Origin of the sequence: uncultured Sphingomonas sp. (assembly GCF_964250165.1) — a bacterium.
Taxonomy (GTDB): Bacteria; Pseudomonadota; Alphaproteobacteria; order Sphingomonadales; family Sphingomonadaceae; genus Sphingomonas.
Genome location: NZ_CAXUEK010000017.1, coordinates 17,627 through 34,455, shown reverse-complemented (window position 1 = coordinate 34,455; position 16,829 = coordinate 17,627). Strand labels below are relative to the sequence as shown.

The 16,829-nt window shown below is 70.6% G+C and carries 24 protein-coding genes and 1 other RNA gene; 13 read left to right on the top strand and 12 right to left on the bottom strand.

The window, feature by feature from the left end:
• Positions 1-30 precede the first annotated feature (30 nt).
• A complete protein-coding gene (locus tag ACFE64_RS05725; RefSeq protein ID WP_375391513.1) occupies positions 31-1,545 on the top strand; it encodes a tetratricopeptide repeat protein in 1,515 nt (504 codons plus the stop codon).
• A gap of 74 nt (positions 1,546-1,619) precedes the next feature.
• Here ACFE64_RS05725 and rimM read toward each other — a convergent pair whose 3' ends face one another.
• From rimM to ffh, 4 genes are read right to left on the bottom strand one after another with little or no spacing between them, the layout of a single operon-like run.
• Positions 1,620-2,069, bottom strand: a complete 450-nt coding sequence (gene rimM, locus ACFE64_RS05720) for a ribosome maturation factor RimM (RefSeq protein WP_375391495.1) — start codon at positions 2,067-2,069, stop codon at positions 1,620-1,622.
• A 25-nt stretch (positions 2,070-2,094) separates the two neighbouring features.
• Entirely contained in the window at positions 2,095-2,250 is a 156-nt protein-coding gene (locus tag ACFE64_RS05715; protein WP_375391494.1) for a hypothetical protein, read from the bottom strand.
• Positions 2,251-2,301: 51 nt separating this feature from the next.
• Positions 2,302-2,748, bottom strand: a complete 447-nt coding sequence (gene rpsP, locus ACFE64_RS05710) for a 30S ribosomal protein S16 (RefSeq protein ID WP_375391493.1) — start codon at positions 2,746-2,748, stop codon at positions 2,302-2,304.
• A gap of 27 nt (positions 2,749-2,775) precedes the next feature.
• Entirely contained in the window at positions 2,776-4,281 is a 1,506-nt protein-coding gene (gene ffh / locus ACFE64_RS05705; RefSeq protein WP_375391492.1) for a signal recognition particle protein, read from the bottom strand.
• A gap of 253 nt (positions 4,282-4,534) precedes the next feature.
• Here ffh and ACFE64_RS05700 point away from each other — a divergent pair, with 253 nt between their 5' ends.
• The 3 genes from ACFE64_RS05700 (at position 4,535) to ACFE64_RS05690 (ending at position 7,405) form a co-directional block, all read left to right on the top strand.
• Entirely contained in the window at positions 4,535-5,728 is a 1,194-nt protein-coding gene (locus tag ACFE64_RS05700; RefSeq protein ID WP_375391491.1) for a MiaB/RimO family radical SAM methylthiotransferase, read from the top strand.
• On the top strand, positions 5,725-6,660 hold the full coding sequence (gene ftsY / locus ACFE64_RS05695; RefSeq protein ID WP_375391490.1) for a signal recognition particle-docking protein FtsY: 936 nt from the start codon (positions 5,725-5,727) through the stop codon (positions 6,658-6,660). The genes ACFE64_RS05700 and ftsY overlap by 4 nt, the downstream gene beginning before the upstream one ends.
• Positions 6,661-6,799: 139 nt before the next feature.
• On the top strand, positions 6,800-7,405 hold the full coding sequence (locus tag ACFE64_RS05690; protein ID WP_375391489.1) for a septation protein A: 606 nt from the start codon (positions 6,800-6,802) through the stop codon (positions 7,403-7,405).
• Between the two features lie 99 nt (positions 7,406-7,504).
• On the opposite strand, the gene ACFE64_RS05685 is transcribed toward ACFE64_RS05690, so the two are convergent.
• Together ACFE64_RS05685 and pspF are read right to left on the bottom strand one after the other, a co-directional pair.
• A complete protein-coding gene (locus ACFE64_RS05685) occupies positions 7,505-8,116 on the bottom strand; it encodes a superoxide dismutase (protein WP_375391488.1) in 612 nt (203 codons plus the stop codon).
• 41 nt (positions 8,117-8,157) lie between these two features.
• A complete protein-coding gene (gene pspF / locus ACFE64_RS05680) occupies positions 8,158-9,192 on the bottom strand; it encodes a phage shock protein operon transcriptional activator (protein WP_375391487.1) in 1,035 nt (344 codons plus the stop codon).
• Between the two features lie 166 nt (positions 9,193-9,358).
• On the opposite strand from pspF, the gene ACFE64_RS05675 reads away from it, so the two are divergent.
• The 9 genes from ACFE64_RS05675 (at position 9,359) to ACFE64_RS05635 (ending at position 12,584) form a co-directional block, all read left to right on the top strand.
• Positions 9,359-9,505, top strand: coding sequence for a hypothetical protein (locus tag ACFE64_RS05675; protein ID WP_375391486.1), 147 nt, complete (start codon positions 9,359-9,361; stop codon positions 9,503-9,505).
• A gap of 80 nt (positions 9,506-9,585) precedes the next feature.
• Entirely contained in the window at positions 9,586-10,272 is a 687-nt protein-coding gene (pspA, locus tag ACFE64_RS05670) for a phage shock protein PspA (RefSeq protein WP_375391512.1), read from the top strand.
• A gap of 1 nt (position 10,273) precedes the next feature.
• Positions 10,274-10,546, top strand: a complete 273-nt coding sequence (gene pspB, locus ACFE64_RS05665; protein WP_375391485.1) for an envelope stress response membrane protein PspB — start codon at positions 10,274-10,276, stop codon at positions 10,544-10,546.
• 1 nt (position 10,547) lies between these two features.
• Positions 10,548-10,922, top strand: coding sequence for an envelope stress response membrane protein PspC (gene pspC, locus ACFE64_RS05660; protein ID WP_375391484.1), 375 nt, complete (start codon positions 10,548-10,550; stop codon positions 10,920-10,922).
• A gap of 32 nt (positions 10,923-10,954) precedes the next feature.
• Complete coding sequence (locus tag ACFE64_RS05655; RefSeq protein WP_375391483.1) at positions 10,955-11,263, top strand: hypothetical protein; 309 nt, start codon at positions 10,955-10,957, stop codon at positions 11,261-11,263.
• Positions 11,264-11,273: 10 nt separating this feature from the next.
• Positions 11,274-11,564 (top strand): hypothetical protein, encoded by a 291-nt coding sequence (locus ACFE64_RS05650; protein ID WP_375391482.1) that lies wholly within the window; start codon positions 11,274-11,276, stop codon positions 11,562-11,564.
• A 31-nt stretch (positions 11,565-11,595) separates the two neighbouring features.
• The gene (locus tag ACFE64_RS05645; RefSeq protein ID WP_375391481.1) at positions 11,596-11,841 is read left to right on the top strand and encodes a hypothetical protein; all 246 of its coding nucleotides are present in this window, start codon (positions 11,596-11,598) and stop codon (positions 11,839-11,841) included.
• A gap of 14 nt (positions 11,842-11,855) precedes the next feature.
• The gene (locus ACFE64_RS05640) at positions 11,856-12,092 is read left to right on the top strand and encodes a hypothetical protein (RefSeq protein ID WP_375391480.1); all 237 of its coding nucleotides are present in this window, start codon (positions 11,856-11,858) and stop codon (positions 12,090-12,092) included.
• 84 nt (positions 12,093-12,176) lie between these two features.
• The gene (locus tag ACFE64_RS05635; protein WP_375391479.1) at positions 12,177-12,584 is read left to right on the top strand and encodes a SufE family protein; all 408 of its coding nucleotides are present in this window, start codon (positions 12,177-12,179) and stop codon (positions 12,582-12,584) included.
• 172 nt (positions 12,585-12,756) lie between these two features.
• Here the strand turns inward: ACFE64_RS05635 and ACFE64_RS05630 are convergent, their stop codons facing one another.
• The 6 genes from ACFE64_RS05630 to ACFE64_RS05605 all read right to left on the bottom strand — a co-directional run bounded on the left by ACFE64_RS05630 (position 12,757) and on the right by ACFE64_RS05605 (position 16,814).
• Positions 12,757-13,284: a J domain-containing protein gene (locus ACFE64_RS05630; protein ID WP_375391478.1), complete on the bottom strand. Its 528-nt coding sequence runs from the start codon at positions 13,282-13,284 to the stop codon at positions 12,757-12,759.
• Between the two features lie 147 nt (positions 13,285-13,431).
• Positions 13,432-13,795, bottom strand: an RNA gene (gene rnpB, locus ACFE64_RS05625) — RNase P RNA component class A.
• A 10-nt stretch (positions 13,796-13,805) separates the two neighbouring features.
• Positions 13,806-14,489, bottom strand: coding sequence for an N-acetylmuramoyl-L-alanine amidase (locus tag ACFE64_RS05620; protein WP_375391477.1), 684 nt, complete (start codon positions 14,487-14,489; stop codon positions 13,806-13,808).
• Between the two features lie 41 nt (positions 14,490-14,530).
• Positions 14,531-15,361 (bottom strand): CheR family methyltransferase, encoded by an 831-nt coding sequence (locus ACFE64_RS05615; RefSeq protein WP_375391476.1) that lies wholly within the window; start codon positions 15,359-15,361, stop codon positions 14,531-14,533.
• A complete protein-coding gene (locus ACFE64_RS05610) occupies positions 15,358-16,434 on the bottom strand; it encodes a chemotaxis protein CheB (RefSeq protein WP_375391475.1) in 1,077 nt (358 codons plus the stop codon). Before ACFE64_RS05610 ends, ACFE64_RS05615 begins: the two co-directional genes overlap by 4 nt.
• 14 nt (positions 16,435-16,448) lie before the next feature.
• Entirely contained in the window at positions 16,449-16,814 is a 366-nt protein-coding gene (locus ACFE64_RS05605; protein ID WP_375391474.1) for a response regulator, read from the bottom strand.
• Positions 16,815-16,829 lie beyond the last annotated feature (15 nt).

Sequence of the window (16,829 nt, the reverse complement as noted above, 5' to 3'; positions counted from 1 at the left end):
GGGAACCGTACCGATCCCCGCTATGTCGCGGTGCTGGCGGCCGTGCAGGCATCGATTGCCGGCAAGCCGCGCCCGAAACCGGCCGCCTACCAGCCCAAGCGCAGCGTCGACCGGCGCGTCGTCCTCGGCGGCGGCGCAGCGGCGGTGGCCGTGGCCGGCGCGGGCGGCTGGTGGGCGCTGCGCCGAGGCAGCGCGCCCGGCGACAGCGTCGCCGTCATGCCCTTCGCGAACCTGAGCGGCGATCCCGCCCAGGCCTATTTTTCCGACGGCATCGCCGAGGAACTGCGCGACGCGTTGACGCGCATCGTCGGACTGAAGGTGGCGGCGCGGACTTCGTCCGAGCTGATGCGCGACGTCGATGCGGCGACCGCGGCGGCAAAGCTCGGCGTCGCCAACATCCTGACGGGCAGCGTCCGCCGCGGCGCCGGCACGATCCGCATCAATGCCGAGCTGGTCGACGGCCAGACCGGACTGGCTCGCTGGTCGCAAGCCTATGATCGGGGCATCGGCGACGCGCTGGCGATCCAGACCAACATCGCCGACAGGGTCGCCGACGCGCTGCAGATCGCGCTCGGGCGTGCACAGAAGGCACTGCTGTCGATCGGCGGCACGACCAACACGGCGGCGCAGGATGCCTTTCTGCGCGGTCGCAACCTGGTCCGGCAGAACAAGGTCGATCTGGGGCTGAAACAATTCGATGCGGCGATCGCCGCTGATCCCGCCTACGCCATGGCCCATGCCTTGCGGGCCTCATACACGGTCGACATAGCGCAACGAACGCTCAGCGGCGCCGCGCTCCGCAGCAAATTGTCCGAGGCGGAGACCGAAGCACGTCGCGCGATGGCGCTTGCTCCCGGCTGGGGCCTGCCATTCTCGGTCTTGGGCATTGTTCTACAGATTAGCCTCGATCTGCGGGGTGCTCGGGACGCCTTCGCCGCGGCGTACAAGGCGCTTCCCGGCGACGCTTCGGTGCTGCGCACCAAGAGCGGCTTCGACTCCCTGATGGGCGATGACGACGCGATCGCCCTCTGCCAACGCGCGCAGACGCTCGATCCCCTTCGGCCCGGGAATCCGCTCAATCTGGCTAATGTTCAACTCAACCTCGGACGATTCGACGATGCGATTGCCGCCGCGCGGGATGGCCTTGCGCGCTTTCCGAACAATGCCGAGGCGCTGGTAACGCTCGTGCAGGCGCTGCTGGCCAAGGGGCGGTCCGGCGAGGCGATCAAGGCTGCAGTGCTGGTGCCGCCCGACAACTTCGACCGTCCGTTCCTCGAAAGCGTGGCCACTGCCGCGACGGATCGTGCCGCATCCGATCGCGCGCTCGCGACGCTGGTCGAGAAGTTCGGCGATGTTGCGCAATATCAGATCGCCGAGGCGCATGCGTGGCGGCATGAGCCCGACCTCGCCTTCGCTGCCATCGCGCGCGCCTGGGACCTGCTCGATCCGGGGCTGCTGCAGTTGAAGACCGACCCGCTGCTCGCGCCGCTTCGCCCCGACCCGCGATTTGGTGAATGGCTCCGGAAGATCGGCTTCCCGCGATAACGTGAACCGGACGGCAGGCGCGCCCGTCATCGGGAGCTATGCCGCCAGAGCGGCGCCAGCCGCCCCGGATCAGGTCAGGCGTCGATCCAGGCCGGATCGATCACCAGCCGCTCGGCGGTCCATTCCGGCACGGCGATCGGTTGCAGGGGCGCCATGAAGCGGTTGCCGGTCGACCGCTCGATCTCGATCACGTCGCCCGCACCGAAATTCTCGATCGCGACGACCCGGCCCACGGCCGCGCCGTCCGGCGTGACGACCGGCAGGCCGATCAGGTCGGTGTGGTAATATTCGCCGTCGCCCAGCGGCGGCAGCGCGGCCCGGGCGACGGTCAGCGTCGTGCCGCGCAGTGCCTCGGCGGCGGTGCGGTCGCGCACCTCCGCGAAGCGCGCGATGTTACCCCGCAGCGCCGCGAGCGTCAGGGTGCCGTCGTTGAAGGGCGAGTAGCGCGCGAGATCGTCGGTGAAGAGCCGCAGCTTCACCTCGCCGCCGATGCCGTGCGCGCCGACTACCGCGGCGAGCGTCACGCCGGCGGGCCCGGCCCCGGCCGGATCAGCCGGCGGGAGAGCCGGGCTGCTCGCCGGGGGCGTCGTCGCCGCCCTCGGCGGGCGCTTCGGCCGAGACGCCGGCGTTCGGGAGCGTGGTGGCGTCCTCGTCGTCATCGGCGGCGGTGCGGGGATCGGGTGCGATCGGCGGGGTCGAGGCCATCATGCGCTCCTGCGGCTATGCCCCGATCGAACGCATGACGGCCCGAACGGATCATTGCTCGGCGGTCGCCTCGGCCACCTGATCGCCCTCGGCCGTTGGCTCCTCGGTCGCCGCCTCGACCTCGGTCGCGACCGTCGCTTCGGCCTCGGCCTGGCGTTGCGCCGCGAGCTTGGTCTCGCGCTCCTCGGCGCGCTCCTTGGCCTTGTCGCCCGGCGCGCCCTTGGTGGGATTGTTGCGGGCGACGCGCTCCTTCACGCCGGCGACATCGAGGAAGCGGGCGACGCGGTCGGTCGGCTGCGCGCCGACGCCCAGCCAGTGCTTCGCCCGATCGGCGTCGAGCTGGACGCGCTGCTCGGAGTCCTTGGCGAGCAGCGGGTTGTAGGTGCCGATCTTCTCCAGATACTTGCCGTCGCGAGGGGAGCGCGCGTCGGCGACGACGATCCGGTAATAGGGCCGCTTCTTGGAGCCGCCGCGCGACAGGCGAATGGAAAGAGCCATCGATAGTTTCCTTTGTTCTGCTTGAGCTTATTTCTTGGTCTTGGTCTTGGCGAAGTTCATGAAGCCGGGGGGCAGGTTCCGGCCGCCGGGCAGGCCGGGCAGACCGCCGCCCGGGCCGGCCATGCCCTTCATCATCTCGCCCAGCTCCGGCCCGCCCATCGCGTCGCCCAGCCCCCCGAGACCGCCGCCGGGACCGCCTTTGCCGAGCATGGCCATCATGCCCTTGATCCCGCCCATCTTCTTCAGGCGCTTCATCGCCGACGCCATCTCCTGATGCATCTTCATGAGCTTGTTGACCTCCTGCACCGTGGTGCCGGAGCCCTTGGCGATGCGGATCTTGCGCTTGGCGTTGATGAGCTCGGGCCTGGTGCGCTCCTTGAGCGTCATCGAGCCGATCATCGCCTCCATATGGACCAGGATCTTGTCGGAGCCGGGCACGGCGTTCATCGCCGCCTGCGCCTTCTTCATCCCCGGAATCATGCCGGCGAGCGCGCCCAGGCCGCCCATGCGCTTCATCTGGCCCAGCTGCGCGCGCAGGTCGTTCATGTCGAACTGACCCTTGGCGAGCTTGAGCGCCATGCGCTCGGCGTCCTCGGCCTGGATGCTCTCGGCCGCGCGCTCGACCAGCGACACGACGTCGCCCATGCCCAGGATGCGGCCGGCGACGCGCTCGGGATGGAACGCCTCCAGCGCGTCCATCTTCTCGCCGACGCCGACGAACTTGATCGGCTTGCCGGTGACCGCGCGCATCGACAGCGCCGCGCCGCCACGGGCGTCGCCGTCCATGCGGGTGAGAACGATGCCGGTAAGCGGCACCTGTTCGGAGAAATTGGTCGCGACGTTGACCGCGTCCTGACCGGTCAGCGCATCGACGACGAGCAGGATCTCCTGCGGCCGCGCGACATCGGCGACGGCCTTCATCTCGTCCATCAGCGCCTGGTCGACGTGCAGCCGGCCGGCGGTGTCGAGCAGGAGGACGTCGTAGCCCTGCAGCTTCGCGGCCTGGAGCGCGCGCCGGGCGATGTCCACCGGCTGCTGGCCGGCGACGATCGGCAGCGTCTGGACCTCGGCCTGCGTGCCCAGCGTCGCCAGCTGCTCCTGCGCGTTGGGACGATTGACGTCGAGCGACGCCATCATCACCTTCTTCGCGCCGCGCTCCTTCAGCCGGCGGGCGATCTTGGCGGTGGTGGTGGTCTTGCCCGAGCCCTGCAGCCCGACCATCATCACGATCGCGGGCGGGGTGACGTCCAGCTCCAGCTCGCTGGCGTCCGCACCGAGCGTCGCGATCAGCTCGTCATGGACGATCTTGACCACCTGCTGCCCCGGCGTGACCGAGCGCAGCACGTTCTGGCCGATCGCCGCCTCGGTGGCGCGATCGGTGAAGGCGCGCGCGACCGGCAGCGCCACGTCCGCTTCCAGCAGCGCCACGCGCACCTCGCGCATCGCCGCGCGCACGTCCGCCTCGGTCAACGCGCCACGGCCGCGCAACCGGTCGAAGACCCCGCCGAGACGGTCGCTCAGGCTATCGAACATCGCTTGCCAACTCCCATCGCCCGCGCCACGCAAAAAGCGCCGGCGGACGAAACCTCGTCGGCCGGCGTGCGCGCTCCGGCAAATCCGGGGGCGCGTGCTCCTACGTCCAGCGGGCTGAACGGCACGGCACCTACACACTTATTGCAGATTTCGCAACCGCATCTGCCAAGGAGAGGCATCCACCGCCGCGATGAGCTCGTCCGATACGCAGCCGCGTGGACTTCACCCCCGCCCGTCCCTAGAGCGCGCCACCATGCCCGCACCGGAGGTCATCACGCTCGGCTGCCGCCTCAACCTTGCCGAGAGCGAGGCGATCCGCGCGTTGCTGGGAGGGCACGACGCGGTGGTGGTGAACAGCTGCGCGGTGACCGACACGGCGGTGAAGCAGACGCGCGCGGCAATCCGGCGGGCGCGGCGGGCGCGGCCCGGCGCCGAGCTGATCGTCACCGGTTGCGCGGCGACGATCGATCCGGCGGGGTTCGGCGCGATGCCGGAGGTCGATCGCGTGGTCGCCAACGCCGCCAAGGCGCTGCCGGCGAGCTGGGGCGCGTGCGGGCCCGCGCCGACGGTCGCCTTCGCCGGCCATGCGCGCGCGCTGGTCGAGGTGCAGAACGGCTGCGACCATGCCTGCACCTTCTGCGTGATCCCGTCCGGGCGCGGGCCGAGCCGATCCGTGGCGGCGGACGCGGTGGTGGCGCGGGTGCGCGGGCTGGTCGCGGCCGGGCATCGCGAGGTGGTGCTGACCGGCGTCGACCTGACCAGCTACGGCCCCGATCTACCGGGCGCGCCGACGCTGGGCGCGCTGGTCGAACGGGTGCTCGCGGAGACCGGCGTGCCGCGACTGCGGCTGTCCTCGCTCGACGCCATCGAGATCGACGACCGGCTGTTCGGCCTCCTCACGAGCGAGGCGCGGATTATGCCGCACGTCCATCTGTCGCTGCAGGCAGGCAGCGATCTGGTGCTCAAGCGGATGAAGCGGCGGCATGGCCGGGCGCAGGCGGTGGCGCTGATCGAGCGGCTCAAGGCACGGCGCGCCATCGCGATCGGCGCGGACCTGATCGCGGGCTTCCCGACCGAGACCGCGGACCAAGCGGCCGACACGCTCGCGCTGCTCGACGACGGCGACATCGTCCATGCGCACATCTTCCCCTATTCGCCGCGGGCGGGGACCCCGGCGGCGCGCATGCCGCAGGTCGCGCCCGAGGTCCGCCGGGCGCGCGCGGCGCGGCTGCGCGAGGTGGCAGCGACGCGCAAGGCGGCGTGGCTGCGGACGCTGGTCGGCAGCGTGCAGGACGTGCTGGTGGAGCGGCCGGGCGACCGCGGGCATGCGCCGGGCTTCGCCGAGGTCCGCCTCCCCTCGCCCGGTCGCCCGGCGTCGACGGGAGAGGTTCTGGCCGTCCGGGTCATCGGCGCCGCGGACGGCCACCTGATCGGAATCCCGGCATGAGCGACGGGCGCGCCTGGCACGAGAAGCTGCTCGGCGGCTTCCGGCGGACGTCGGACCGGCTGGTCGGCAACCTCGCGGGGCTGGGCGCGGGCCGGCTCGACGACGCGCAGCTCGACGAGATCGAGGAGGCGCTGATCGCGTCCGACCTGGGGCCCGAGATCGCGGCCCGCATCCGCGCGCGGCTGGCCGAGGCGGCGGTCGAGCGGAACATGGAGGAATTGGGCGTCCGGCTGGTCGTCGCCGAGGAGGTGGAGCGCGCGCTCGCCCCCTTCGCCCGGCCGCTGGAGATCGCCGCCTTCCCGCGCCCGCAGGTCATCCTGGTGATCGGCGTCAACGGCTCGGGCAAGACTACCACCATCGCCAAGCTCGCGCACCTGTTCGCCGAGCAGGACTATCAGGTGATGCTGGCCGCCGGCGACACCTTCCGCGCCGCCGCGATCGGCCAGCTCGCCACCTGGGCCGAGCGCGCGGGCGTGCCGATCGTCGCGGGCAAGGAGGGCGGCGACGCGGCGGGCATCGTCTTCGAGGCGGTCAAGCAGGCGACGCAGATCGGCACGGACGTGCTGATCGTCGACACCGCCGGGCGGCTGCAGAACAAGCGCGAGCTGATGGACGAGCTAGCGAAGATCCGGCGCGTGCTGGGGCGGCTGGACGCCGCGAGCCCGCACGACGTGGTGCTGGTGCTCGACGCCACCACCGGCCAGAACGCGCTCAACCAGATCGAGGTGTTCCGCGACCTGGCCGGCGTGACCGGGCTGGTGATGACCAAGCTGGACGGCACCGCGCGCGGCGGCGTGCTGGTCGCCGCCGCCGAGCGTTACGGCCTGCCGGTCCACGCGATCGGCGTCGGCGAGGGGATGGGCGACCTGCGCCCCTTCGACCCGCGCGAGGTGAGCCGGATCATCGCCGGCGTGGAAGGGGTGCGGAAGTGAGCGAAGCGGAAATCCTCCCCGGGACGGGGAGGTGGGGCGCTAAAGGCGTGACGGAGGGAACTCGCCGCTCGCGACGGGGGACACCCCGCCGCCAGCGGCTGCGCCGGCGGTCCCCCTTTCCTTGCAGGGGAGGAATGGCATGACCCGCAAGACCTCGCCGCAGTTCCGCCTGGCGCTCGATTACGGGCCGCTGCTGGTGTTCTTCCTCGTCAACTTCCTCGGCCGCGGGCCGGCGCTGGCGCGGGTGGTCGAGGCGACGGTCGCGTTCATGGTGGCGATGGTCGTGGCGATCGTCGTGTCGCTGGTGAAGACGCGGCGCGTCTCGCCGATGCTGCTGATCTCGGGCGTGCTGGTCGTCGTGTTCGGCGGGCTGACCGTCTATTTCCATGACGACCGCTTCATCAAGATGAAGCCGACGCTGGTCTACGCGATCTTCGCGGCCGTGCTCGGGTTCGGCCTGGCGACCGGACGGCCGCTGCTGCAATCGCTGCTGGAGACCGCCTATCCGGGCCTCAACGCGGTCGGCTGGCGCAAGCTGACGCGGAACTGGACGGTGTTCTTCGTCGCCATGGCGGTCCTGAACGAGGCGGTATGGCGCAACAGCTCGACCGATTTCTGGGTCGGGTTCAAGCTCTGGGGCGTGATCCCGCTGACGCTGCTGTTCGCGGTCGCCAACGTGCCGATGCTGATGCGGCATGGGCTGCAGGCGGGCGGCGACGCCGTGGGCGACGTGCCGCCGGAGTGACACCGGCGGGGCCGACGCGGGAGTAAATCCCGCGTCGTCGGACAGGTTCGCTTTGCGACCTGCCGGCCGGCCTGGCGCGAGTTAGCCGGACGTAGCCGGCTACCGCGCTGCGGCGTCGAACCGCCTCCCCGCCTCGTCCCAGTTCACCACGTCCCACCACGCCTTGAGATAGCCGGGGCGGTCGTTCTTGTAGGTCAGGTAATAGGCGTGCTCCCACACGTCGTTGCCGAGGATGGGCGTGCCCTTGTCCTGCACCACGTCCATCAGCGGGTTGTCCTGGTTCGGCGTCGAGGTGACCTTGAGCGCGCCCGACCCGTCCTTGATGACCCAGGCCCAGCCCGAGCCGAACTGGCCGACGCCCTTGGCGTCGAAATCCTCCTTCAGCTTGTCGAGGCCGCCATAGGCGTCGATCGCGTCCTTCAGCGCGCCGGACGGCTGCGTCGAGTTCGCCGGCCCCATGATCCTCCAGAAGAAGTCATGGTTCCAATAGCCGCCGCCATTGTTGCGCACGAGCGGCGGCAGCGCGGAGATGTTGCCGAGAATGTCCTCGATGCTCTTGCCTCCCAGCGACGGATCGGCGGCGACGCCCTCGTTCAGCTTGTCGGTATAGGCCTTGTGGTGCTTGTCGTGGTGAAAGGTCATCGTCTCCCTGGAGATGACCGGCTCCAGCGCGTCATAGTCGTAGGGCAGCGGGGGGAGCTCGAAGGCCATGGCGTTCTCCTGTCAGAATTGCTCCACATCAACGCCGCCCCTCACGCCGTCGTTCCGATCAGGTCATGGCGGCGCAGCGCATGGCGCAGCTGGTCGTAGGTGAGGCCGAGCGCGTCGGCGGTGGTGCGCTGGTTGAAGCGGTTCTCGGCCAGCGCCTGGGCGAGCAGCTCGCGCTCGAAATTGGCGACGCGCGACTTGAAGTCGCTGGGGCCGGTGTCGCAGGCCACCACGGGCGGGTCCTCCCCCGTGGTGGTGCCCGCGGCCGGGCGAGACGCGGAGGGAGCGGCGGCGCTGCGCGGGCGGTGCGGCGAGGCGAACGGATCGACCTCGATCGAGTCCACCGGGCCGTCCCCATCCCAGCGATACACCGCGCGCTCGACGACGTTGCGCAGCTCGCGGACATTGCCCGGCCAGCGATGCTGCGTCAGCTGGTCCATCGCCGTCGGCCCGAAGCCCGGCCAGCGCGCCCAGCTCAGCTCGGCGGCCATGCGCCGCCCGAAGAACTCGGCGAGCACCGCGATGTCGCCCGATCGCGCGCGGAGCGGCGGCAGCGTCACCACCTCGAACGACAGCCGATCGAGCAGGTCGGCGCGGAACTCGAGCGCGTCGACCTTGTCGGGCAGGTGCTCGTTGGTGGCGGCGACGATGCGGACGTCGACGCGCAGCGGGCGCGACGAGCCGATACGGGTGATCTCGCCATATTCGACCGCGCGCAGCAGCCGCTCCTGCGCGCCCATCGACAGCGTGCCGAGCTCGTCCAGGAACAGCGTGCCGCCGTGCGCCTCCTCGAACCGCCCGGTGCGCGCCTTGGTGGCGCCGGTGAACGCACCCGCCTCGTGCCCGAACAGCTCGGCCTCGATCAGCGTCTCGGGCATGGCGGCGCAGTTCATCACCACCAGCGGCTGGTCCCAGCGTGGCGACAGGCGGTGCAGGCGCTCGGCGACCAGCTCCTTGCCGGTGCCGCGCTCGCCGACCACCAGCACCGGCCGATCGAGCGCGGCGGCGCGGCTGGCGCGTTCCAGCGCGTCGATGAACGCGCCGGACTGGCCGATGAACTGGGTGGTCCGCTCTGGCATGGGCCAAGCGATGGCGTGAAATCCCAACCCTTGGCAAGCCGTCACCTCCGCCTCGACGGCAGAAATCCCCTAAACCTCTGTCCGGCATGGTTTTCAAACTTGGCACGCCTGCTGCAATGCCTTGGCCAAGCCGCCGCGCCGCGGCGCGCACTGGAGGAGCAAGACGATGTTCAAGACCGACTGGACCCGCACCGCCGTCGCCATGGTCGCGACCGTGCTGATGAGCGCCGCCTGCCTGGCGGGCGCGATCGGCCCCGCCCAGCCCGGCGCAAGCAAGGCGGCGGTCGCGATGGCCGCGCGGTTCGTGGCATGATAATGGCCATGGAGGCCGAACGCCGCCCCGCGCGGCTGCCGGCGACGCCGTTTCGACCCGCCACCAGGAGCAACTTCGCCATGGGCATCTTTTCCCGGACCCGCGACATCGTCGCCGCCAACATGGCCGATCTGCTGGAAAAGGCGGAGGACCCGGCCAAGATGATCCGCATGATCATCCTGGAGATGGAGGAAACGCTGGTCGAGGTCCGCGCGTCCGCGGCCCGCACCATCGCCGACCAGAAGGAGATGCGCCGCCACGTCGCCAAGCTCGACGGGCTGCAGGCCAGCTGGACCGAGAAGGCGGAGCTGGCGCTCTCCAAGGGCCGCGAGGATCTGGCCAAGGCGGCGCTGACCGAGCGGCAGAAGGCGGCGGACATGGCGGACCAGCTCCGCGCCGAGACGGGCGTGCTCGACGACGCGCTGCGCGCGTCCGAGGAGGACATTGCCAAGCTGCAGAAGAAGCTGTCGGAAGCCCGCGCCAAGCAGGCCAACGTCCAGACCCGGCTGGAGAGCGCCAACAACCGCGCCCGCCTGCGCGAGATGTATTCCGGCCCCAAGACGCTGGAGGCGTTCAGCCGCTTCGACGTGCTGGAGCGCCGCGTCGACGATGCCGAGGGCCGCGCCGAAGCGATGGGCCTGGGCACGGTGAAAACGCTGGACGAGGAGATCGCCGAGCTGCGCGCCTCCGATCGCGTCGACGCCGAGCTGGAGGCGCTCAAGGCCCGGCTCGCCGGCCCGAAGAACAACAACGGCGCGGAGGGCTGAGATGGAAGACGTTCTTGTCCCCCTCATCGCGATCACCACGCTGTTCCTGGGGCTGCCCTGGCTGATCTTCCACTATGTCACCAAGTGGAAGCAGGCGCCCAAGATCACGGTCGAGGACGAGAAGCTGCTCGACGACATGTTCCTGCTCGCCCGCCGCCTGGAGGAGCGCGTGCAGACCGTGGAGCGGATCGCCGCTGCCGATCACCCCGACTGGAAGCCGGGGCTCGGCGCGCCCTCGTCCCCTGCCCCCTATCGCCTGGAGCGGAGCAACTGAGATGGCCATGAAGACCAAATTCTATCTGGACCGCGAGCACAAGAAGATCTGCGGCGTGTGTGCGGGAATCGCGGATTACACCGGCTTCGACGTCACGCTGATCCGGGTCGCGCTGGTGCTGCTGGCGCTGTCGACGAGCGGCTCGGTGCTGCTCGGCTATTTCCTGGTCGCGTGGCTCGCCAACGAGCGGCCGGCGGGGCTGTACGATACGCCGGAGGACGCCAAGTTCTGGCAGGGCGTGCGCGCCAGCCCGAAGCGTTCGACCGCCGAGGTCCGCTCCTCGTTCCGCGATCTGGACCGGCGGCTCGCCGATCTGGAGACGCTCTACACCAGCCGCAACACGCAGCTCGCGTCGGAGATCGACAGCCTGCGCTGAGGCGCGCATCACGCATGAGGGATTGACTGGACATGCACGATCTCGGTTTCCTGGTGCCGATCGGCATCGTGAGCGCGATCATGGCGCGCGGCGCCTTCACCACCTGGGTCAAGGCCAAGCACGGCTACCCGCTGGACAGCCGCCGCCGCGACCGGGGCCGCGGCTCGGCCTACCCCGGCGATGCCGGCCCCGACGGCGACCGCAAGATCGTCCTGCTGTCGAACGAGAACGAGCGGCTGCACGGCCAGGTGAGCCGGCTGGAGGAGCGGATCGCGGTACTCGAGCGGATCGCCACCGATCCCGCCGAGCGCACCGCCCGCGAGATCGACGCGTTGCGCTGAGGAGGACATCATGCACGAGCTGCAGGACAACGGCTTTCTGATCCTCCTGCTGGCGCTGATCGTCGTCGGCATCCCCGTCATCGGCGGGCTGCTGCACGAGACCTACAAGATCAAGCTCAAGCACCGGGAGAAGATGGCAGGCGCGCTCAATGCGCAGGCGGCGGAGAAGGCGGCGCAATATGCTGCGCGCACCGAGCGGCTGGAACGTCGCGTCCGCGTGCTGGAGCGCATCGCGCTAGACCGCGGCGCCGACATCGCCGGCGAGATCGACGCGCTGCGCGACGAGCGACCCGTCCACTGATCGCCACCCGACAACAGAAGGGCCGTTCGCCATGACCATCGGCGTGTTCGAATTCGTCATCATCCTGGTGCTGATCGGCACGGTCGGCAAGATCATCCAGGCCCGGTACCAGGCGCACCCGGCCCGGCCCGTGCCCGAGGACCACGCGGAGGTGACGCGCGCCCGCGAGGAGGTGCGCCAGCTCAAGGAGCGCATCCAGGTGCTGGAGCGCGTCATCACCGACAACCACGGCAGCAACGAGCTCGACCGCGAGATCGAGCGGCTGCGCGACCGCTGAGGAGGAGGCGGATCATGACCGACCCTTATGTGACCCTCACCGTCGCGGCGGCGTCGCTCGCCGGGCTGGCGATGCTGACCAGCGCGGGCCTGGCGGGCTGGCGCGGCTGGCTGCAGTTCAAGCGTTCCGAGCTCGAGCGGTTCGGCCGCGCGGACGCCCCGACGCCGGGCGCGGGGCAGCGCATCGAGATGGCGGACCTGAGGGAGCGCATCCGCAAGCTGGAAGCGATCGCGGCGGGGGTCGAACTGTAGGCGCCGTAACCCATCGTCACCCCGGCTCACGGCCGGCATGACGGAATTGTTGAAGCCGCGCGACAGGATGCCTACCGCAGCGCCATGCCCACGCTCGCCGACATCCAGGAGGAATACGGCTTCCTCGACCCCGACGACCGCTACCGCCTGCTGATCGATCTCGGGCGCGCGCTGGCGCCGATGCCGGCGGCGCTGAAGACCGACGCGACGCTGGTGCGCGGCTGCTCGGCATCGGTGTGGGTCTATGCAACCCAGGCCGCCGAGCGCGGCCTGCATTTCGTCGCCGACAGCAATGCCGCGATCACCAAGGGGCTGGTGGCGCTGGTGCTGCTGACCGTCCAGGACCAGCCGCCCGCCGCGATCCTCGCCACCGATATCGAGGGCGCGCTGGCGCCGTTCGACCTCAAGGCGCAGCTGAGCAGCAACCGGACGCAGGGCATCCCCAACATGATCGCGCTGATCCGCGAGACCGCGGGGCGGCTGGCGGGGTGAAGTTCCTTCTTTGAGCGCTTGTAGAAGAACCGGGTCTGTCGGCGACCAATTCATCACCGTTATCCCCGCGCAGGCGGAGATCCATTTGCGCCATCTGCGGCAGAGATCGACCCGACATGATTACGGATCCCCGCCTTCGCGGGGATGACGGTAATAGGTCAATCGACCGCCCTTACGTCGCCCGCGCCTCCTCGGCCGTCCGCAGCACGTCATACGCCGCCTGCACCTGCCGGAACCGCTCCGCCGCCTGCGGATCGTCGCCGGCGACGTCGGGATGATGCGCCTTGGCCAGCAATCGCCAGGCGGCGCGAACCTGGTCGAAGCCGGCGTCCGGCTCCAGCCCGAGCACGCCGAGCGCGCGCATCTCGTCGCGGCTGCGGGTGCCGTCGCCCGGGCCGGCCCATTCGTAATGCCGCGCATTGGCGTAACCGTCCGCGGTGCGCCGGTCGGCAGCTTCGCGCGCCGCGGCCTCCTCGGCGGTCAGGCCCTCGAAATAGTTCCAGCCGCGGTTGTACTCGCCCGCATGCTCGGCGCAGAACCACCAGCGTTCGGGGCTGTTGGGCGATTTCGGCGCGGGGCAATCGCCCGGCCGATCGCAGCCGTGCCGGTCGCACAGCCGCACCTGCGTCGCCTCGCGCGAGGAGCCATAGCCGCGCCAGCGGGGAAAGCCCCAGTCGTTCGAGCGGGAGGTGCGCGCCATGCGGGCGCATCTAGGGGTAAAGGATGAAGCCCGGAAGGCCGTCACGCGAGTAAATCGCGTGACGTCGGACGGCCTTGTGGCCGCCTGCCGGCCGCGCGGCTGCGCTGCACGCACCGGCGGGTAGCTTGCGCTACCCGCCTGCCGCACGGCGCCAGACGGTCTGTAAGCCGGGTTCTGTCCACGCCCTGAGGCGATGGGCGACCATTCCTCTAGGCCCGCCGTTACCGGCGGGCTCCAGCAACCAACCCGGGCCTCGGGCGGGAATACGCCGAATGAGGCCCCTATTCGGTCTTGCTCCCGGTGGGGTTTGCCATGCCGCCCCTGTCACCAGGCGCGCGGTGCGCTCTTGCCGCACCCTTTCACCGTGGCGGGGCCGAAGCCGTCGCCGTCTGCTCTCTGTGGCACTGTCCCTCGGGTCACCCCGGGCGGGCGTTACCCGCCACCGTCATTCCATGGAGCCCGGACTTTCCTCGCGCGGCGCGACGCCGCCCGCGGTCGCCCGACCGTCTGGCCAGGCGGCCCTACTCTTCCCCCTGCGGCTTGGGAAGCAGCAAGGCGAGCAGCAGCATGCGGCACTCGGCGTCGATCTCGCCGTCGATCAGCTCGGGGCGGAAGCGGCGCTGGAAGGCCATGATCGCGGCCATCGGCTCGGCCACCTCGTAGCCGAACCGCTCGAGCGCCAGCAGGAACCCGGCCTGCGTCCATTCCGGGTCGAGCAGGTTCCGCGCCGGTCGCGGCAGCGCCAGGCGCAGGCGCGCCAGCCGGCCCCACGGAAACAGCTCGCCGGGGTCGCGCTTGCGGGTCGGCGCGACGTCCGAATGGCCGACCACGTTGCCGCGCGTGACGCCGTGGCGCTCCTTGATGTCGGCGAGCAGCGGGATCAGCGCGTCGATCTGTGCCGACGGGAACGCGCGATAGCCGAACTCGTGGCCGGGATTGACCAGCTCGATGCCGACGCTGTGGGAATTGATGTCGCCAAGCCCGCGCCAGTGCGATCGCCCGGCGTGCCAGGCGCGCTTGTCCTCGTCGACCATATGGTGGACGGTGCCGTCCTCGTCGATCAGGTAATGCACCGAGACCTTGGCGACGGGATCGCAAAGCCGTGCCAGCGCCGCCGCGGCCGTATCCATCCCCGTATAATGCAGGACGATCATCGACACCGCGGTCGCGCGCTCGTCGAAATTGGGCGAGGGCGTGGGGATCATCGCTCCACGCCCGTGCCGCGCCGACGGCGCAATGTAAACCGTCAGGCAGCGCGCCGCGCCGGCTCGGCCACCTTCTCGTACAGCCCGCGAAACCGCCGCGAGGGCGCGAACAGCTGCGTCTGCCCGATCACGGTCTCGCCGGCGCCGAGCACCAGGAGGCCACCGGGCCGCAGCGCGGTGGCAAGCCGGGCGAACACCTCCGCCTTCGCCGCCGGCGCGAAATACAACAGCACGTTGCGGCACAGCACCAGATCGAACCGTCCCGGTGGCACATGATCGGCGACCAGGTTGCAGCGGCGGAACTGGACCGCGCGGGTCAGCTCGGGGCTGGCCGTCCACTCGTCGTCACGGCCGTCGAACCACCGCATCAGCCGCCCGATCGGCAGCCCGCGCTGCACCTCGAACTGAGTGTAACGCCCCTCCCGCGCACGCGCGAGCGCCGTCTCGGAGACATCGGTCGCGACGATCTCGGGCATCAGCGCGCCCGGCGCGGAGCGCTCGGCGAACAGCATGGCGAGCGACAGCGGCTCCTGTCCGGTCGCGCAGCCCGCGCTCCACAGGCGCGGGCGGCGCCCCGCCGCCTCGACGGCGGCGCACGCCTCGAGGATCAGGTCGAAGACGGGCGCATCGCGGAAGAAACTGGACTCGCTGTTGACCAGCGCGTCGACGATGCGGTCGGCGAGCAGCGGCACATCGCCCACCATCATCGTCTCGACCAGCGCATCGAGCGAGGCGAGGTCATGATCGCGCAGGATCGGCTTCAAGGCGATGTCGAGCCGCCAGGCGCGGTTGGCGGCGAGCTGCTGGCCGGTGCGCGCCTCCAGCAGCGCGGTCAGCATGGCGAGCGTGGTCGGAGACGCCGTATAGGTCATGGCCGGCGGCGCTCCGCCAGCAGGCGACCGATCGCGGGCGGCGGCAGCATCGCATCGGCCAGCCCCGCCTGCACCACCGCCCCGGGCATCCCCCAGACGACCGAGCTGGCCTCGTCCTGCACCACCACGGCGGCACCCGCGTGGCGGAGCGTCCGGGCGCCCTCCTCGCCGTCGCGCCCCATGCCGGACAGCACGACGCCGATCGCCCGATGGCCGAAGGTGGCGCCGACGGACGCGAACATCGGGTCGACCGATGGCATGCAGCCGCTCGGGACCTTCTCGCGCGACAGCCTGATGGCGGCGCCTCCTTCGCCGATCGGCACACAGCGCATATGCGCGTCGCCGGGCGCCACGATCAGGCGGCCGGGGCGGATGCGCAGGTGATCGGTCGCGACGTCGCACGGGCGGTCGGCCAGCAATGCCAGCTGCGCGGCGTAATAGGGCATGAAGGTCGCCGGCAAATGCTGCGTCACCAGGATCGGCAGCGTGAAGGCGGCGGGCAGCTCGCGCAGCAGCTGGGCCAGGGCATGGATGCCGCCGGTCGACGCCCCGATCGCGACCACGTCGTAGGCGTCGCGCGCCGGCCGCAAGGGCGCCACGGGACGAGGCGCGGGCGCCGAGGCCGGGGCGGGCAAGGGCGCGGGCTGGGTCAGCCGTGCGAGCTTGGCGAGCAGCGTCGCGCCGAACGCGGCCGAAAGGCGCCCGGGGATCGGCTTCTCCAGCGTGTCGGCGGCGCCGAAGGCGAGCGCCTGCACCGTCGTCGCGGCGCCCTCGGCGGCCGCCGAAGAGACGATCAGCACCTTGGCCCTGCCGCCCGCCGCGATCAGGTCCGGCAGCGCGCTGATTCCGTCCACGCCGGGCAAGTGGATGTCGAGCAGGATGATGTCGACCGTCTCGCGCGCCAGGAAGCGGAGCGCGTCGGCCACGTGCGTGGCGACGCCGGTGACCGCGAAGTCGGCGCTGGCGTCGATCACCCGGCCGATCACCGCGCGCACGACCGCCGAATCGTCCACGATCAGCACGCGCGCGGCGGTGCGCGGCTGCGGCGCGGAGCGGGCGACGGCGGGCAGCACGGTCCGGGAACGACTCAGGCGACGCCAACGATCCGAAGCTTCGACTGCAGCGTGTCGCGGTCGAACGGCTTCATCACATATTCGTCCGCGCCCGCTTCGATCGCCGCGCGGATGTGGCCCATGCCGTTCTCGGTCGTGCAGAACACCACCTTGGGGCGCCCGGCGACGTCGGAGTCGCGCAGCGCGCGCAGGAACTCCATGCCGCTCATCACCGGCATGTTCCAGTCGAGCAGCACGACGTCGGGCGCGGCCGCCCGGCACGCATCCAGCGCCTCGCGGCCGTCGCACGCCTCGCTGACGGTGAAGTCCAGCGTCTCCAGGATGTGTCGCGCGACCTTGCGGATCACCTTGGAGTCGTCGACGACGAGACAGGTCTTCATGTCAGCAGTGCCTTG

Coding starts and splice junctions, on each gene's coding strand:
- ACFE64_RS05715 (WP_375391494.1), bottom strand. CDS start 2,250: ATGGCCTCGACCCCGCCGATCGCACCCGATCCCCGCACCGCCGCCGAT.
- rpsP (WP_375391493.1), bottom strand. CDS start 2,748: ATGGCTCTTTCCATTCGCCTGTCGCGCGGCGGCTCCAAGAAGCGGCCC.
- ffh (WP_375391492.1), bottom strand. CDS start 4,281: ATGTTCGATAGCCTGAGCGACCGTCTCGGCGGGGTCTTCGACCGGTTG.
- ACFE64_RS05700 (WP_375391491.1), top strand. CDS start 4,535: ATGCCCGCACCGGAGGTCATCACGCTCGGCTGCCGCCTCAACCTTGCC.
- ftsY (WP_375391490.1), top strand. CDS start 5,725: ATGAGCGACGGGCGCGCCTGGCACGAGAAGCTGCTCGGCGGCTTCCGG.
- ACFE64_RS05690 (WP_375391489.1), top strand. CDS start 6,800: ATGACCCGCAAGACCTCGCCGCAGTTCCGCCTGGCGCTCGATTACGGG.
- ACFE64_RS05685 (WP_375391488.1), bottom strand. CDS start 8,116: ATGGCCTTCGAGCTCCCCCCGCTGCCCTACGACTATGACGCGCTGGAG.
- pspF (WP_375391487.1), bottom strand. CDS start 9,192: ATGCCAGAGCGGACCACCCAGTTCATCGGCCAGTCCGGCGCGTTCATC.
- ACFE64_RS05675 (WP_375391486.1), top strand. CDS start 9,359: ATGTTCAAGACCGACTGGACCCGCACCGCCGTCGCCATGGTCGCGACC.
- pspA (WP_375391512.1), top strand. CDS start 9,586: ATGGGCATCTTTTCCCGGACCCGCGACATCGTCGCCGCCAACATGGCC.
- pspB (WP_375391485.1), top strand. CDS start 10,274: ATGGAAGACGTTCTTGTCCCCCTCATCGCGATCACCACGCTGTTCCTG.
- pspC (WP_375391484.1), top strand. CDS start 10,548: ATGGCCATGAAGACCAAATTCTATCTGGACCGCGAGCACAAGAAGATC.
- ACFE64_RS05655 (WP_375391483.1), top strand. CDS start 10,955: ATGCACGATCTCGGTTTCCTGGTGCCGATCGGCATCGTGAGCGCGATC.
- ACFE64_RS05650 (WP_375391482.1), top strand. CDS start 11,274: ATGCACGAGCTGCAGGACAACGGCTTTCTGATCCTCCTGCTGGCGCTG.
- ACFE64_RS05645 (WP_375391481.1), top strand. CDS start 11,596: ATGACCATCGGCGTGTTCGAATTCGTCATCATCCTGGTGCTGATCGGC.
- ACFE64_RS05640 (WP_375391480.1), top strand. CDS start 11,856: ATGACCGACCCTTATGTGACCCTCACCGTCGCGGCGGCGTCGCTCGCC.
- ACFE64_RS05635 (WP_375391479.1), top strand. CDS start 12,177: ATGCCCACGCTCGCCGACATCCAGGAGGAATACGGCTTCCTCGACCCC.
- ACFE64_RS05630 (WP_375391478.1), bottom strand. CDS start 13,284: ATGGCGCGCACCTCCCGCTCGAACGACTGGGGCTTTCCCCGCTGGCGC.
- ACFE64_RS05620 (WP_375391477.1), bottom strand. CDS start 14,489: ATGATCCCCACGCCCTCGCCCAATTTCGACGAGCGCGCGACCGCGGTG.
- ACFE64_RS05615 (WP_375391476.1), bottom strand. CDS start 15,361: ATGACCTATACGGCGTCTCCGACCACGCTCGCCATGCTGACCGCGCTG.
- ACFE64_RS05605 (WP_375391474.1), bottom strand. CDS start 16,814: ATGAAGACCTGTCTCGTCGTCGACGACTCCAAGGTGATCCGCAAGGTC.